Raw genomic sequence first — 14,930 nt, forward strand, 5'->3', positions numbered from 1 at the left:
TGGCATTCCTTACTTTTTTGACTTGCGTACACTGTCCAGCTTAGACTGGAATGTCACATAGTGAGGTAATTTGAGATGTGAAATGAACCCTGTGGATTCAACAGAATCAATATGCAACAGGACAAACTCTTCATTATGGGGCGGATACTCTGGATTACCCGTTTCCAAACAACGGTCTAAAATACTCATAGCAATTGCTTTAGTTTCATTTTGTCCATAACAAATACCATAGCCAATCTCGAATTCAATCTCTTTTTCTCCTTTTCCCTTTTGGACTTCTGCGGGAAACAAAGTCTCAACTTCAGTGACTTTGATTTCTCCGATATAATAAGCATCCTCGTCTTCTTTCTGATCATGGAACGGACTATTTACATAGATCGGCAGCTTGCCTATTCTCAATTCCCCCACTGTCGGATGCAACGCCCCATAACTGCGCAAGGCTGCATATCCTAAGGAAGTAACTGCTCCTGTCTGCCCCCTGGTCAAGATCTGCAACCGTTGACTGCGGCTGGTTGGAAAATGCAGACTTTCTTTAGTAACATCATCTGGCTCGTTATTATTAATTTCGCAAGTGGGGATCAGCCCTTCCTCCCGTAAATAATCCAGGGTCTTGGGCAGATCGGACAAATCGGTCTGATCATTGTCAACTCCGCTTTCCAAGGCATACTCACGCACCCATGCGATGGCTTCGTCATCGGTTTCCTCATTCAAGTCAAAATCAATTAACCGATGAGTGTAATCATTAGCAGCCCCCAAAATCTGTCCTCCGGGAACTTCCTTAAAGCTCGATGAGATTCTTCTTTCCACCGACATCTCCTCTGACTGAACTGTTCGGGAATAATGTTTTCGGGGTAAAGTTGAACGATAGGCTCTCAATAAAAATACAGCTTCTTCAGGGCTTCCTTCGGCCTGTTTAATGGCCATGGCTGCCAGAGTTTCACTGTAGAGGCTGCTTTCCGACATTACTTGGTCGATCAGACAGCGCATTCCGCCTTCAATTTCCTGAAACTTCAGGACGGTACCTTTTTTAAGCCGCTCATACTTCAGGCGTTTAATTGATTCTTCGATAGCTTGAATTCCGCCTTTGACTGCAACATAACCCATTTATCCAGCCACCTCTTGCCATATTTGAGTTGTTCGCGGAAGACATAAAATATTAGCGTTCCTATCTGTAAAGATAAGATCAATTCCTAAGGGATACTCTGAGTTTTTATCAGCTCGTAAATCAACCCAGTTGTGGCTTGTTCTCACTGAGATAAAACTTTCTATTTCTATTCCTGGACCAATTAGGGTTAAATCTCTGTCATTACTCACCGAATCAGCCTCGATGATAATTGTTGCCGCTTTGTGGGGGTCATGCAAATCTCCTGGGCAAGCAGAGTTGATAACCTGCTCAAATTCCTCCGGATCCGCATCATTTAAGACTAAAATAAAATCCGCATTCTCTATTTCTGTTGCTTTGGCATAGGTTAACTGATTTATCAGTTCAGCTATTTCAGCCTCACGTTTGGAGCATACTTTAAACTTCACTTCTGTATCAAACAACATTAGTACCATTACTAAGGGAGCAGGAGGGTTGAAATTGCTGATCTCCAAGGCAACCTTGCTGGCCTGATCTTGAATATTGCTAATCAAACCCGGCCTGGACATTGAATCAAGCGTCTTGCGGTAAGCTTCTTGCAGGTCATGCACCAAATCCAGTTTCATCGGCGATTTCCTTTCCACATTAAATTCGTTGCCTAAAGCTAAACATTCATTGTGTCAAAGTTCACTTTCGTCTTTAAGACCTTATTCATAAAAGTTTGATTTTCCTTATTGATGCGATTCTCCTCAATCAACAATACTTTTTTCCAAGCGTCTGTCTCAGCTAAACTCGCATTATACGCTGCATCAATAACTGCCAGGTTGTGGGCCAGCTCTGGTTGATGCCCCTGGACCATGCCGATTCCTAAAAATCCGTTAATCATGACCTTGCACTCTGTAACCAATACTTCACCCAGGTAAAACAGGCTCTGTTTTGCTTTTTCCCTAGCCTTGATCATAACTAGACCATTATTGCTTTCCTCAATTTTCTTAACCTCATAACTGTCTTGTATCTCTTGGGCTAATTTTGCAGGAACATCTGATGAACCCTTGATTAATATCCTGGTTCTTCTTTTTCTAATCATTAATCAGCCTTCCTTTGCAAGTGTTTTCCTAAGTACCACCAATCGTAGTTCGCAGTTCGTGGTTCGAATATCGAATATCGAATATTTTCCTGGATAAGTTCAACTACTATGTAATTATCATAACTTGTTGCCAAGTTGGCCGATGTTAAAACTTTGTAAGTACCTCGTTAAATCTTTGTAAAGCATCTTTCGTTTTTGTTTGTTGGTTTCGTGAACAGTGTTAGTATTAACAGGTTATTAAAAACTAGGTTTTCCAGTGCAATAGGTGCGCACGAGGCAGGCATAGTTGCCCTTATGCAACCAACCCTAACCCCAAACCCACACATAACAGAGATGATTGAGTTTAAAAGAACGTCCTGGATGACAAGTCTAGTTAGAAAACTTGGCTGGTGCCAAGCCTTCAGGCGCAGGCGGCAGCCATTAGTTGCACTGATGCGCTGGCCACGGATGGCCGAGTGTCCCTGTAGCCATGGATGGCGAGAAGGGACCTTCCAGAAAATATGTAACGAGAGTTATACTCTCTGACTAGTACAAAAAAAATTAGCCGTATGCTTAAAAGCATACGGCTATGTCTTGAGAGGAATTTAAAGATGAACTTCGACGTGGTCGAAACATATTCTGGAAGCTATCGACCTATGGTATAACATAGGAAAAACAATCACTTCTATACAGAATCTTTATGTATTCCAATACAGTGCCAGTCTTCTTATCTGTGCAACCCGATTCTATGACCAAAAGTGGTATCAAGTAAGTGCAGTTTAACAGTTTCCTTTGGGACTCCGTGGGAAACGAAATACTTAAGATGCTGGGCTTTGAGTAATATTCAGTATATCCTTTGCTATTGTAATATTTAAACATAGATGTAATCTCCATACCCACAGTATCGATATCCGTAAATACTGATTTGGCAACATAGGAAATATGAAGGGCGATAGGCTGTTGATCAATATACCTCAATCTTCCCACTTTGAAAACCCTGTCGCTTTCATCAGTTTCTAAATAGTCATAAATTCGCTTATTGTATTTAATCTCCCTGCAAAAGATCGTTTCCGAATGGAAATCGTACCCTTTCTCGATCATTTTCTGGCTGAAACTCACATCACCCGAAAGGACAAGCTCAATCTGTTTAGATCTGTCTTTGACATAGCTTCCTTTCCCCTGCTTTTTATAGATATATCCCAATTCTTCGAGTCTTTCATACGCCTTCCGGGCTGAAATTCTTGGTACCTTGAATTGGTCTGCAATTTTATTTTCCGATGGCAGTTTATCATGGGCGATGTATTTGCCTGAGACAATCAAGTAAACTATCTTATCCACTATTTCCATTTCATTTGACATGTCATACACCCACTTTCAAACCTATTATACTAAATTACTTTCAATTTGTAAGTCAGGGTCTTTTAACAAATGTTACACGGAAACAGGCTGGTAAGGCTCAACTTCCAAATTGATAGAAACTGAACCTAACTTTGATTGTCTCTGGAGACTGGCAGTGCTGGGCTGTTACTCAAGAAAAAAATTACTCAGCTTGAAACAAGCTGAGTAATTTTAGTTTCTATGATCTATCTTCTCAGATCTTTACCGCAGATTATCTAATTTAACTTACAGCTCTGTTCTCTCGCTTTGCGATAATTTATTATATCATCGACCGTAACCACGGGCATTTCGTGTTTCTCGGCAAAGGCTATGATTTCAGGCAGACGCGCCATAGTGCCATCCGGATTTGTCAGTTCACACAATACACCATAAGGTTTTAGCCCGGCAAGCCACATTAAATCGACATTCGCTTCTGTATGCCCAGCACGTTCCAGTACACCTAAGGGCTTGGCTCTTAACGGAAACATATGTCCCGGGCGGCGGAGATCATCTGGACACGCTTGATCGGCAATCGCTGCTTTCACGGTCGTGACACGGTCAGCAGCTGACACACCCGTCGTGACCCCGCTTGCAGCTTCAATGGATACCGTAAATGGAGTTTGAAAACTGCTCGTGTTATTTTCTACCATCATCGGTAAACCTAAGTTTAGGATCTTTTCCTCTGGCAGGCACAAACAGACAATGCCACTGCCTTCTCGAATTAACATGGCCATTTGATCATTAGTCAAGGACTCCGCCGCAAAGAAAATATCTCCTTCGTTTTCCCTTTGTTCGTCATCAGTAACCAAGACGCCCTGGCCTCTCCGTAATGCGTCGAGCGCTTTCTCTACTCTTTCAACTGAATTTCCAAAACGTGTTAATAAAGTCTGATTCAAGTTAATACGCCTCCTATGTTATAGTCGACTTACTCGAATCAGGGCATAGACAGACAGCAAGCAAAAACCAAAAAGCTCCACCTTAATTTACAGAGGTGAATTAGATTATGCAGACTACCTTATCCTCTTTCATCCGGACTATACCGTCGGCACTGGCCTTGCACCAGTTCTGCTGACCCCTTCTACAAAAGAAAGGCGCTCGCGGGCTCCCTAGTATAACTAGGATACCGCCGGTGGGGACTCTAACCCCGCCCTGAGAATAAGTCACTTAACATTTAGTATACTCTTACTCAATCGTTTGTCTAGCCATTTTTATCCAAATTTTAACAGGGTTACTTTATTTATTTTGTCTATAATTCCTTTTCTAACTATCATTTCTCAAAGAGCTCTTGATCTGTACATATCAAAAGTATATACCTCTCTCAAGTTAGGTTATTAATTTTTATGGTATAATGATAAGATATGTTAATTATTTTATTCATAAAAGAGGTATTTTTATGTTAAAGGTTCTAATAGCAGATGATCAAAAGCTCTTACGAGAAAGCTTTAAAACTATCATAGAAAACAATGGGGATATGAAGGTTGTTGCTTGTGCTGCGAATGGCAGAGAGGCTTATGAATTATGCGGCGAATTTAATCCTGATGTGGTGCTAATGGATATTTCGATGCCTTTGTGCAGTGGGACTGAGGCTACCAAGTTAATTAAGTCTAATTATCCACAAATCAAAGTTCTTATAGTTACAGCTTCTGATGATGAATCAGATGTTTCTGAGGCAATAAACAATGGAGCCAACGGCTATATTTTGAAAAATGTTGGTACAGAAGAATTAATGCTTGCGATAAAAAGTACATTCCATGGTTTGCAGATCATGCATAAAGACGTTTTTAGGCCTGAATCATTTAATAGGTTCCCCAAAGAGAAAGTAAAAATTCAAACTAACAAAGTTACCATAAATGCTATCGATGTCATGATAACAGATAGAGAAATGGAAGTTATTCGGATGATTGTAGAAGGTAAAGACAACAAGGAAATTAGTGCCTCCATGTTTATCGCTGGAGGCACCGTTAAAAACACCATAACTACAATCATCTCAAAGCTTCAACTTAAAGACAGAACTCAACTCGCTGTATTTGCTATAAAAAACCATTTGATATAAATTGTGTCCTTCTGCTCTTCAGCGGTTGTTTAAGCGAAATACTTTCCGATTTTCCCCTTGAGTATTTGCATAGTAACTGGTTTGCTAATATAGTCATCCATGCCGGCTATAATACATTTTTCTCGATCGCCCTCCATCGTATAGGCGGTCATGGCGATGACTATCGTATCTTTATTCAAAATACTCATTTTTTTGATTTGATCTGTCGCTTCATAACCGTCCATTACAGGCATTTGACAGTCCATTAATATAAGATCATATTTTTTGGTATTACAAATCTCAACTGCCCGTTTCCCATTAACTGCCAGATCTACTGAATAACCGAGGTTTCTCAACATAGTCATTTCTAATCTCTGATTTGCCAACATGTCTTCAACGAGTAAAATAGAAATATTACTAATCGGAGGAATCTCTTGTCTTATGGAATGCCTTGTAATTAGATATGCCGTCGAATCTGTAGTTTCTAAAACGACGACCTGAGATATAACGTTAATCAACTCCATCTTTCGGACAGGTTTTGTAAGGTAGCCTGCAAAGCCAATCGTTTTGGCTAACTTGGCATCCCCTTTCTGAGTTGCTGAGGTAATAAGGATGAGTCTGATATCTCTTAACCTTTCATCCTTTAACAACTCTTCTCCAAATTCATAACCACTCATCCCATACATCATATAATCTACAAGGACAACATGGGGTAAATCTTCTGCGGATAACCCTGTAAGGATTTTTAGGCCTTCTATGCCATTTTTTGCACTAATAACCCTGCATCCTGTCTCAACGAGATATTCACGAAAAATCATCCTATTACTTTTATTATCATCGACGATCATTACTTTTAAATTGTTTAAGCTAATAGACCTGGGTTTCTGCTCATCTTCGAGTTGCCTTTTTTCCAGTTCTATTGTAATGATGAAGGTGCTGCCTTTTCCTAAAACGCTGACAACATTAATATTACCGCCAATAAGCTCAATTATCCTTTTTGATATTGCCAGCCCAAGGCCAGTTCCTTCATACTTTCGTGTTGTAGACGCATCTGCTTGTGTGAAGACTTGGAATAATTTTTGCTTAGTTGTCTCGGACATACCAATGCCCGTATCCTGAATTTCGATCTGTAAAAGCACCTTTTCTTGACTTTCTTTCAGCACTTTTATTTTAACCGCCACCTCACCCTTATGGGTGAACTTGACAGCGTTACCTATAATGTTATTTAATACTTGCCTCAATCTGCCAGGGTCCCCTTGGACTCCACTGGGCACTCCACTCGCAATGAATAAAACTAATTCAACATCTTTTTCATTCGCTTTTGGGGAAAATAAGGATACTGATTCTTCGACAAGTCTGTGAAGATTAAACGGAATAGTCTCTATCAACAACTTGCCGGCTTCGATTTTAGAATAATCCAATATATCATTAATTAATAAAAGCAGCGCATCTGTAGATGCTTTAACTTCCGCCAGGTAACTAGCTTGTTCCCTTTCTAGCGGCATTGCTGAGAGCAACTCGATATACCCGATAATTCCATTCATGGGTGTCCTTATCTCATGTGACATATTAGCAAGGAACTGACTCTTCGCTATATTTGCTGCCTCAGCGGCTTCCTTAGCCTGCATTAACTCCAGTTCTGTTTTTCTCTCTTGTTCCAGACTTATGATAAATTTATTAAACCATTTACATAGCTCCCCAATTTCATCATTAGATGTTGTCTCTATGCGCGTTTCAAAATCCATAGTCCCTTTTTGTAATTCTTTAAAGGAGTTAGTGATTTTTTTAATAGGTACGACAAATATTTTAGAAATCACCAAAGCGAATAACAAGATAAAGAAAAACGAAACCAGTACGAAAAAAACATTATATCTTTGGATAGCTTCAACTTTATTTGAAATACTTTTTTCAGATATAAGGGCTATAATCATCCATTCGTTTTTAATAGACTTGTCATAAATTACTAGCTTTTTATCCCCTCCAACGTTGGTATTAAACCTGCCTGAATTATTATTTATGTGTTTAGTCAGCTCACCATCTTGTACCCTTCCAATCCATGACTTAACTGGATGATACACGATCCTGTTTTTCCTATCCAAAATCATATATTCCGTATCCTCATATGTACTAGTAAAATGATTATAGAAAACATCAATATCATAGTTTATCAAAAGTAAGCCTATTGGCTTTTCTGTGAAAGTGTTGGGATCGATCTTCTTAAGGACTTTCCCGATAATAATAACTTTCTTATTTTTTGATTTTAAGTTAATGTTATCTTCAATGCCTTGCCAGAGAATTGAATCTCCTGATTTTAAGGCTTCATCAAACAAATTTTCTTTTGCTTCAATATTTATTTCCTGAATGTTCAAGGTATCTCCGACGTGATAGTGTTCACCTCTCAGTGAGTATATATCAATCGATATTAGCCCTTTAAGATTAGTAAAACCACTCAATAAATACCCTATTTGAGCTTGTGTCGACAGTCTTTCAAAATCAGTGACTTCTTTTTCGTCCTTAGCCAATACATCTTTGATCTCTTCAATACTTGACAGATTAGCAATCAACCCTTCAACCTCTTCCATAATAACCTCTAGATTGCGTCTCTTCTCTTCCATCAAATTTATTGAGGATTTGTCGATTTCATCCTTTAAGATGGATTTTGACTTACTATAAGACATTAAACCAAAAAAGCCTAAAGGAACGACACAGGCAAGCACTAGATAAATTAAAAGCTTTTGAGCTATATTGAATTTGATTGGAAGATTACTAAACATAAGATAATCCTTTCAAGTAAGGTTACTAAATGATCTAATTAATAGTTGACTTCGTAACTAATTTAACATCAATAATAGTTTCCTGCGGTTGTTTCTTTCCGTTTAACATTTCAAAAGCAAATTTGACACCGATATAACCTTGAATATCTGCCTGCTGATTTATCGTCACTTGCATTGTTCCTTTAGTAATAGCGGCTCGTGCCTCTGCTAAGTCGTCAAACCCAGCCACCATTACATGATTTAGGTTGAATTCATTTAAGTATTGTATAGTTCCTAAGGCCATCATATCATTGGCGCAAAAGACTGCTCCAATGTCAGGGTATTGGGTAAACATTGATGAAGTAATATCATACGCTTCATCAATCTTCCAATTTGCCGTTTCCATAGCAACGATTTGAATGTTCGGATTCTCTCCAAAGGCCTTTATAGCCCCTTTTTTACGTTGCTCAGCATTATTAGCATTGCGAATACCTTCTACTATTGCGACTTTCGTCGGTTTTGTGATTTGGTCACTTATATATTTTGCTGACTTATAAGCCCCTTGTTCGTTATTTACACTGATAAAGGGAATATCTATTCCAGTGCTCTTCAAAAATGTTGGGTCCAATCTGTTATCAATATTGACAATCGGAATATTCGCGTCATATGCTTTTTTCAGAACCGGGATTAAATCCGTCGAGCTTCCCGGTGAAATGACTATTGCATCCACTTTTGAGTTGATAAGTTCTCCCACGACAGCAATCTGTTGCTCGATTGAAGTCTCTTTAGCCCCAGTTTTCACGATCAAATTAATACCTAACTCGTTTTCTGCTTGGCGAGCTCCTTTCTCCATCTCAATAAAGAACGGATTCGTCAGGGTTTTCATAACTAAAGCGATATTCTTTTTATTCCCGTTGCTGGAATCAGCAGTCTGCTGAGAATGCGAACGACTTGGGTCTGCACTGTTAATAATCTCTTTACTGCATCCTGTAAGAGATAGGGCTATTAGGACAAATACGCAAATTAGAACTCTTTTCATCCAAACGCTCCTTTAGATTATGAGTAATCATTTCTTGAACTCATAAATTGCTCAATATTGCCTGAATAAACAGCTTTACTGACATAATATCTAATTTACTTGGTATATATCAGTATCAAATGGCATTAATTCAAATGCCTATGGCACATATTTCATTAATTATCCATTTTTATAGTAATTTAATTATATTCTTAAAAAACTTCCAAAAATAAAAAAGGAGGATTGGCATAATTATGGCCAACCCTCCTTTCTTATTCAAATGATCTGATAAAATTCATCATTTCTTGCCAGAAACTGTTTTAAACGGCCAGTGTATTATGCCGCCCAGATTAAAAACGTTAACATAACCCTGCTTCAATAGTATCCTTACAGCAGCTCTGCTTCGACTCCCACTCCGACAATAGGCAAAGATCGTGGCTTGTTTGTCCGGCAATTTCAGACTAGCTTCCTGAGCTAGAACATTTAAAGGAATCAAAGTACTTTTGGGAATATGCTTCTCCAGAAATTCCTCCTGAGTTCGTACATCCAGAAGAATGATCCCCTTTTCCGTATCTAATCTCTTCTTTGCTTCTTTTGGTTCAATTTTCAGGTGAGCGATCTTCCCTGTGTTTTTGATATAAAACCAGATTATTAGTACTCCCACGAATAAACTTGCGATAGTTATAGTTTGGTTCATACTTTTTCCCTTTCCAATAAGAAATACTGAAACCCCTCTATACCCTCCTAAGGTATAGAGGAATTGTAAGATGCAATGTAATTTTTGTCAATTAAAAATATTTGGTATATAAAAACGTAACGACTGAAGTAGGTAGACATTTATCAATATGACCAAAAGAGGAGCGAACCCCTATCGTTACTTAGGAGTTCGCCCCTTACCGTTGTTATCCGACATCGGTTAATAGTGAATGAGTTTACTCTGCCTTTTGAGCATTAGAGTTTTTACGGCCGCAGCCTTTTTTCTGCCCAAAACCATGAAATTCGCCTTTGTCGATATCTTGTTCAATTCTTTGTTGACGTTCTTGCATGGCGTTCTTGATTTTATCGGCTTTTGTTTGATCTAAGATTCCAGCCTCTACTTCCTTATCAATAATCTGAACTTTGATGCTGTTCATTTGTTGAGTGAGAGCTTTAATCTCCTTCAATTTATCTTGATCAACAGCCCCTAAGGCGGGCACGGCGCTTAGAACCAACAAAGCCAAAGCCAAAATGCTTGCAGCCAGTCTTCTCATATGCCAGACCTCCTCATTCATTTTATTGCCGGAAACATTCTTAGAATGTCCAATAATATGGTTTATTATTATTGATATTTGTTAAGAATTGAACTCGTTCAGCTAAGGCCGAACATCGAGACTTACGTCACCGAAGCAGAATAAGGAACACAGAAGTGGGTGTTCCTTATTCTGCTTCGGTCAGTTTTAATACTAGCTCGTTTTGTTCATAATCATTAGCATAGTTCTGTCCCCATTTACACAAGGTATCTAAAATAGGCAGGAGACTCTGACCTGCTTGAGTCAGAGAATACTCAACTTTAGGCGGTATTTGTGTATAAATCAATCTCTTGACCAAGCCACTGTCTTCCAGCTCCCGAAGTTGTTGAGTCAACATTTTGGGCGTGACATTAGGGATAGTTTTTCTCATTTCACTGTATCTTAAGGTTTTATCACCTAAATGCCATAGTATAAGGGCTTTCCACTTTCCACCGATGAGGGCCAATGTCAATTCCATGGAACATTGATATTCATTATTTTTGAACTTGATCACTATGTCTCACTCCTTAGTTATTACTGATAAAGGAATAATCAACCTTTAGCAGCGTTCCCTTCTGAAATTCAAGTGTCTTTAGGTGTAATACCCCTCGAACTAACATGGTATACATTTGGGTACTATAGCACAAAAATGTACGTACTTGCTAACTATTATTATATCGTTTATTATCATACCAGGCAATGACCAAGGCTAAATAGCAGGGAGTGTTTGTTTTATGAAAGTTGTAGCTTTTAATGGAAGTCCGCGGGTCAATGGTAATACTTCGCAAAGCATAAAAATAGTTTTAGCGGAATTGGAAAAAGAAGGAGTCGAGACTGAAATCGTCCAATTGGGAGGACGTAAAGTCTTTGGTTGCTTGGCCTGCGGCAAATGTAGCGAAATGATGAACAACCGATGTGTACGCAAGGACGATGAAATGAATACTTTCATCCAGAAAATTGAAGAGGCAGATGGCATCATTATAGGTTCCCCCACGTACTTCAGTAATGTGAGTACGGAAGTTAAAGCCCTTATTGACCGTTGTGGTTATGTATCAAAGTCTAACGGAGGTGCCTTATTAAGGGGAAAAGTTGGAACTTCGGTCGTTTCAGTACGCAGAGCCGGATCCACCTTTACCTACTCTGCTATTAACTTCTTCTTTGGCATAGCCGAAATGGTCATTTGCAGTTCAAGTTATTGGAATATGACCTTATCCCGTGATCCAGGCGATGTTCAAAATGACAATGAAGGCATCCAGACCTTCCAAACCCTTGGTAAAAACATGGCTAGACTTTTAAAGCAAGTTCGCTAAAGTTAAGCAACGTACCTAATCAGCTAAAATCTCAAGTACGACTACCTATGAGGATTTTATTGTTATCCAACTTAATGTTCAGAATTCCAAGTTCGTTTTTCAGCTATGGTGAAGTGAACTCGTTCAGCTAAAGCTGAACATCGAGACTTCGGTGGGGGATTATACCCCCACCGAAGTAGAATAAGGAACGCCCACTTGGAGAAGTGGGTGTCTCGGAATTGATGAATTATTACGCCCAGGTCTATAAAAAGGTCATCGCATCGTGTCGATGACCTTCTTATGGTTTATCGGCTTATCACGGTACTGGAAGTAGATCTTTGGTTATGGCTAAGAACGAAAACCCAGACAAGTCTTCACAGCATCTCCACAAATAGGTCACGGAAATGCAACAAATATAGTCTATATTAGAGATAACACCTCCCACAAATCAGGAAAGGTTTATCAAGTTACGCTAAACTTAATCTATGAGTTATTTTTCTAATAACTAATCAGCTAAAAAAGGAGTTTAAAGTGATATTGGAAAGAATTAAGAAGAGTTACCTTTGGCTGCTCATGCTTTTATTAGTAGCGGTAATTGGAATCGGAGTCCTTTATGCCACCAAAGAGAACATTGTTGCTAAGGTTAATGGGGTCAAAATCACTCAATCAGAATTAAACGAGATTTTACTGCAACAAGGAGGAAAAGATGCTTTAGATACATTGATTCAACAGAGCATCATTAAACAAGAAGCCAAAAAACAGAAGATCCAAGTGTCTGAGTCAGATATTGATAAAGAGCTTACAATTTTAAAAGAAACGTTTGGGAGCGAAGATGCTTTTACTCAAGCCCTGGAAACAAATGGTATAACACTGGATGCTCTTAAAGAAAATATCCTCTTAAATCTAGAGGTAAAGAGAATTATGGAAGCCAATAGCCCAATAACAGAAGAAGAAATTCAACAATACTTTGAAACTAACAAAGAAAGCCTTGGAACCATAGAGGAAGTAAAGGCAAGTCATATTCTAGTTGAGACTGAAGAATTAGCCCAGGAAGTTAAAACAAAGCTTTCAGCAGGGGCGGATTTTGCTGAATTGGCTAAGCAATATTCGACTGACGAGAATTCTAAAGAGTTGGGAGGAGACCTTGGTTTCTTTGCAAGAGGGGATATGGAAAAGGAATTTGAAGAGGTCGCCTTCTCTTTAATCGTTGGTCAGGTTAGCGATCCGGTTAAAACGACCTATGGTTATCATATTATTAAGGCAGATGACAAAAAGGAAGCAAAAGAGGCTGCCTTTGAAGAAAGCAAAGATAAAATTAATGACATATTGTTGGAATCAAAATTGGAAACAGAATTTGACACTTGGCTTCAAGATCGCATGGCAGAGTATAATATCGAGAACTATCTAACGAAGAATTGACCATAACACAAAGAAGAGACGCCTTAAAACGTCTCTTCTTTGTGTATGGTAGACCCTTCAAATTAATCGACTCGTCTTGGCTCTTATTTTAGAAGCGGATTTTTTTTGGTGGTTGTCCCGAGAAGTCAGCTATAATTATCTCCCCATGTTCAATATAAAAAACTTCAAAAATCGGATTATCTGCTGACTTGTACATTCCTATTAAGTTCGGATTATTCTCCAGAATTTTTTCTTTAATACTTAAGTCAAATGAAAATTACTTCCCCAGATAACCTAACAGTTACCATATCTTTAGAAGTTGATGTGAATTCAATGAAAGGGATTTCTTTCATTTGTTGCCAATGAACCTATACGATTTTCTTTTAGAAATCCTAGAACTTCTTCCATTTTAAAAACCTCCCAAAAAATTGTCTTCAGGGTTGATTAATCAACCTAGTGTGATAACATTGTATAAAATAGATTAATGCAAGTACGGTAATTTTATGTACCTAGTATAAAAAATCGTACTATGAAGGTGGCGTCGTGGTTGCAACTAAGAAAAGAGTTATTAGAAATTAAATGCCCTGTCGGTATAACACAAAACGTCATCGCCGGAAAATGGAAGTTGGTAATATTATGGACACTTAAAGATGGAGTTATGCGGTTTAATGAATTACTGAGAGCTTTGCCGACAATACGGCAAGGTTATTTAACACTGCAGTTAAGGGAACTTGAACAAGACGGGCTTGTTCACCGAGAAGTTTATCGGGAAGTCCCTCCGAAAGTGGAATACTCGTTAACAGATATGGGCATTAAATTTCTAACTGTTATTGATAAGATGTTTGAATGGGGAACGGAGTATCTTGAATTTATGAAGAGTAAAGATACTAAGTAACTTCTACCTTTTCAACAGAATAGATCCCCTCAATTTCATTGATATCCTCTATAATCTTTTCCGTATTTATTTTATAAAACGGAGTTTTCAGGGTATACTCTATGGTCGTTTTGTTTTGTTCTTCTTCTAATAGTCTCATACTAACATTGCGAGCCATTACTTTATGAGCTTCAAAGATGCTATTAATGTCGTGGATTGCACAAGTTTTATTGACAGCAATCACTCTTAAAACTTGCTTATCTTTGAAAAAATAGGTTTCAATAGAACGCTCTAAAGTGATGAAAACTAAGATCGTTACAAGAAAGGATGAGTAATAAAAGCCTGCTCCTGCTGCTAAACCAATCGCTGATACTACCCAAAGAGAAGCGGCCGTTGTCAAGCCTTTAACTGAGACGCCATCCCTTAAAATAGTCCCCGCTCCTAAAAATCCAATCCCTGAAACAACTTGAGCTGCTAATCGAGCAGGGTCTGCAGTTGAGGTGAAATCAGAAAATCCATACATTGATAAAATCATAATTAAGGAGGAACCTAAGGACACTAAAATATAGGTTCTTAGCCCTGCTGGGCTATCATGACGTTCTCGTTGAAAGCCTACTATGCCTCCAAAAACACAGGCTAAAAATAACCTTAAAGAAATCTCGTAATCATTAATAGGCACTGTTTTCACATCTTTCTTGGCGTTTTCTTCCTCTTTATTATTAACAGCTTTTTAACTCAGATACGTTCCACATTTTATTAAGTTTTCAGCACTTA

At 38.6% G+C, this 14,930-nt stretch carries 15 protein-coding genes and 1 riboswitch; of the genes, 4 read left to right on the plus strand and 11 right to left on the minus strand.

The genetic code is table 11. The features are described from left to right. Positions 1-9: 9 nt before the first annotated feature. The 5 genes from M8E35_RS09820 to ribB all read right to left on the minus strand — a co-directional run bounded on the left by M8E35_RS09820 (position 10) and on the right by ribB (position 4,420). Positions 10-1,104 carry a carbon-phosphorus lyase complex subunit PhnI gene (locus tag M8E35_RS09820; protein WP_252468680.1) on the minus strand — a complete coding sequence of 365 codons (1,095 nt, stop codon included), beginning with the start codon at positions 1,102-1,104 and terminating at the stop codon, positions 10-12. Continuing rightward, positions 1,105-1,707, minus strand: coding sequence for a phosphonate C-P lyase system protein PhnH (phnH, locus tag M8E35_RS09825; protein WP_252468681.1), 603 nt, complete (start codon positions 1,705-1,707; stop codon positions 1,105-1,107). A gap of 38 nt (positions 1,708-1,745) precedes the next feature. Next, positions 1,746-2,168 carry a phosphonate C-P lyase system protein PhnG gene (gene phnG / locus M8E35_RS09830; RefSeq protein ID WP_252468683.1) on the minus strand — a complete coding sequence of 141 codons (423 nt, stop codon included), beginning with the start codon at positions 2,166-2,168 and terminating at the stop codon, positions 1,746-1,748. A gap of 633 nt (positions 2,169-2,801) precedes the next feature. Further along, entirely contained in the window at positions 2,802-3,506 is a 705-nt protein-coding gene (locus M8E35_RS09835) for a GntR family transcriptional regulator (RefSeq protein ID WP_252468685.1), read from the minus strand. Between the two features lie 254 nt (positions 3,507-3,760). Continuing rightward, entirely contained in the window at positions 3,761-4,420 is a 660-nt protein-coding gene (gene ribB, locus M8E35_RS09840; RefSeq protein ID WP_252468687.1) for a 3,4-dihydroxy-2-butanone-4-phosphate synthase, read from the minus strand. 117 nt (positions 4,421-4,537) lie between these two features. Next, a riboswitch (FMN riboswitch) is annotated at positions 4,538-4,685 on the minus strand. Between the two features lie 232 nt (positions 4,686-4,917). Here ribB and M8E35_RS09845 point away from each other — a divergent pair. Further along, positions 4,918-5,577 (plus strand): response regulator transcription factor, encoded by a 660-nt coding sequence (locus M8E35_RS09845; protein WP_252468689.1) that lies wholly within the window; start codon positions 4,918-4,920, stop codon positions 5,575-5,577. A gap of 29 nt (positions 5,578-5,606) precedes the next feature. Here the strand turns inward: M8E35_RS09845 and M8E35_RS09850 are convergent, their stop codons facing one another. From M8E35_RS09850 to M8E35_RS09870, 5 genes are all read right to left on the minus strand, one after another. After that, entirely contained in the window at positions 5,607-8,330 is a 2,724-nt protein-coding gene (locus M8E35_RS09850) for a response regulator (protein ID WP_252468690.1), read from the minus strand. Positions 8,331-8,364: 34 nt separating this feature from the next. Next, positions 8,365-9,348 carry a sugar ABC transporter substrate-binding protein gene (locus M8E35_RS09855; RefSeq protein ID WP_252468691.1) on the minus strand — a complete coding sequence of 328 codons (984 nt, stop codon included), beginning with the start codon at positions 9,346-9,348 and terminating at the stop codon, positions 8,365-8,367. Between the two features lie 277 nt (positions 9,349-9,625). After that, a complete protein-coding gene (locus M8E35_RS09860; protein WP_252468692.1) occupies positions 9,626-10,024 on the minus strand; it encodes a rhodanese-like domain-containing protein in 399 nt (132 codons plus the stop codon). 235 nt (positions 10,025-10,259) lie between these two features. Continuing rightward, entirely contained in the window at positions 10,260-10,577 is a 318-nt protein-coding gene (locus M8E35_RS09865) for a DUF2680 domain-containing protein (RefSeq protein ID WP_073033211.1), read from the minus strand. Positions 10,578-10,743: 166 nt separating this feature from the next. Next, positions 10,744-11,109, minus strand: coding sequence for a winged helix-turn-helix transcriptional regulator (locus M8E35_RS09870; protein WP_302049872.1), 366 nt, complete (start codon positions 11,107-11,109; stop codon positions 10,744-10,746). Positions 11,110-11,329: 220 nt separating this feature from the next. Here M8E35_RS09870 and M8E35_RS09875 point away from each other — a divergent pair, with 220 nt between their 5' ends. The 3 genes from M8E35_RS09875 (at position 11,330) to M8E35_RS09885 (ending at position 14,177) form a co-directional block, all read left to right on the plus strand. Then, entirely contained in the window at positions 11,330-11,905 is a 576-nt protein-coding gene (locus M8E35_RS09875; protein WP_252468693.1) for a flavodoxin family protein, read from the plus strand. A gap of 510 nt (positions 11,906-12,415) precedes the next feature. Beyond that, positions 12,416-13,303, plus strand: a complete 888-nt coding sequence (locus M8E35_RS09880) for a peptidylprolyl isomerase (RefSeq protein ID WP_252468694.1) — start codon at positions 12,416-12,418, stop codon at positions 13,301-13,303. A 526-nt stretch (positions 13,304-13,829) separates the two neighbouring features. Then, on the plus strand, positions 13,830-14,177 hold the full coding sequence (locus M8E35_RS09885; protein ID WP_252468695.1) for a winged helix-turn-helix transcriptional regulator: 348 nt from the start codon (positions 13,830-13,832) through the stop codon (positions 14,175-14,177). On the opposite strand, the gene M8E35_RS09890 is transcribed toward M8E35_RS09885, so the two are convergent. Further along, positions 14,170-14,835, minus strand: coding sequence for an MgtC/SapB family protein (locus M8E35_RS09890; protein WP_252468697.1), 666 nt, complete (start codon positions 14,833-14,835; stop codon positions 14,170-14,172). The two genes, M8E35_RS09885 and M8E35_RS09890, sit on opposite strands and share 8 nt — an antisense overlap. Between the last annotated feature and the right edge of the window lie 95 nt (positions 14,836-14,930).

The organism is Desulfosporosinus nitroreducens (assembly GCF_023897015.1).
Taxonomy (GTDB): Bacteria; Bacillota; Desulfitobacteriia; order Desulfitobacteriales; family Desulfitobacteriaceae; genus Desulfosporosinus; species Desulfosporosinus nitroreducens.

Excerpts from the sequence above, each read along its gene's own strand:
- M8E35_RS09820 (WP_252468680.1), bottom strand. The coding sequence starts at position 1,104 with ATGGGTTATGTTGCAGTCAAAGGCGGAATTCAAGCTATCGAAGAATCA.
- phnH (WP_252468681.1), bottom strand. The coding sequence starts at position 1,707 with ATGAAACTGGATTTGGTGCATGACCTGCAAGAAGCTTACCGCAAGACG.
- phnG (WP_252468683.1), bottom strand. The coding sequence starts at position 2,168 with ATGATTAGAAAAAGAAGAACCAGGATATTAATCAAGGGTTCATCAGAT.
- M8E35_RS09835 (WP_252468685.1), bottom strand. The coding sequence starts at position 3,506 with ATGTCAAATGAAATGGAAATAGTGGATAAGATAGTTTACTTGATTGTC.
- M8E35_RS09845 (WP_252468689.1), top strand. The coding sequence starts at position 4,918 with ATGTTAAAGGTTCTAATAGCAGATGATCAAAAGCTCTTACGAGAAAGC.
- M8E35_RS09850 (WP_252468690.1), bottom strand. The coding sequence starts at position 8,330 with ATGTTTAGTAATCTTCCAATCAAATTCAATATAGCTCAAAAGCTTTTA.
- M8E35_RS09855 (WP_252468691.1), bottom strand. The coding sequence starts at position 9,348 with ATGAAAAGAGTTCTAATTTGCGTATTTGTCCTAATAGCCCTATCTCTT.
- M8E35_RS09860 (WP_252468692.1), bottom strand. The coding sequence starts at position 10,024 with ATGAACCAAACTATAACTATCGCAAGTTTATTCGTGGGAGTACTAATA.
- M8E35_RS09865 (WP_073033211.1), bottom strand. The coding sequence starts at position 10,577 with ATGAGAAGACTGGCTGCAAGCATTTTGGCTTTGGCTTTGTTGGTTCTA.
- M8E35_RS09875 (WP_252468693.1), top strand. The coding sequence starts at position 11,330 with ATGAAAGTTGTAGCTTTTAATGGAAGTCCGCGGGTCAATGGTAATACT.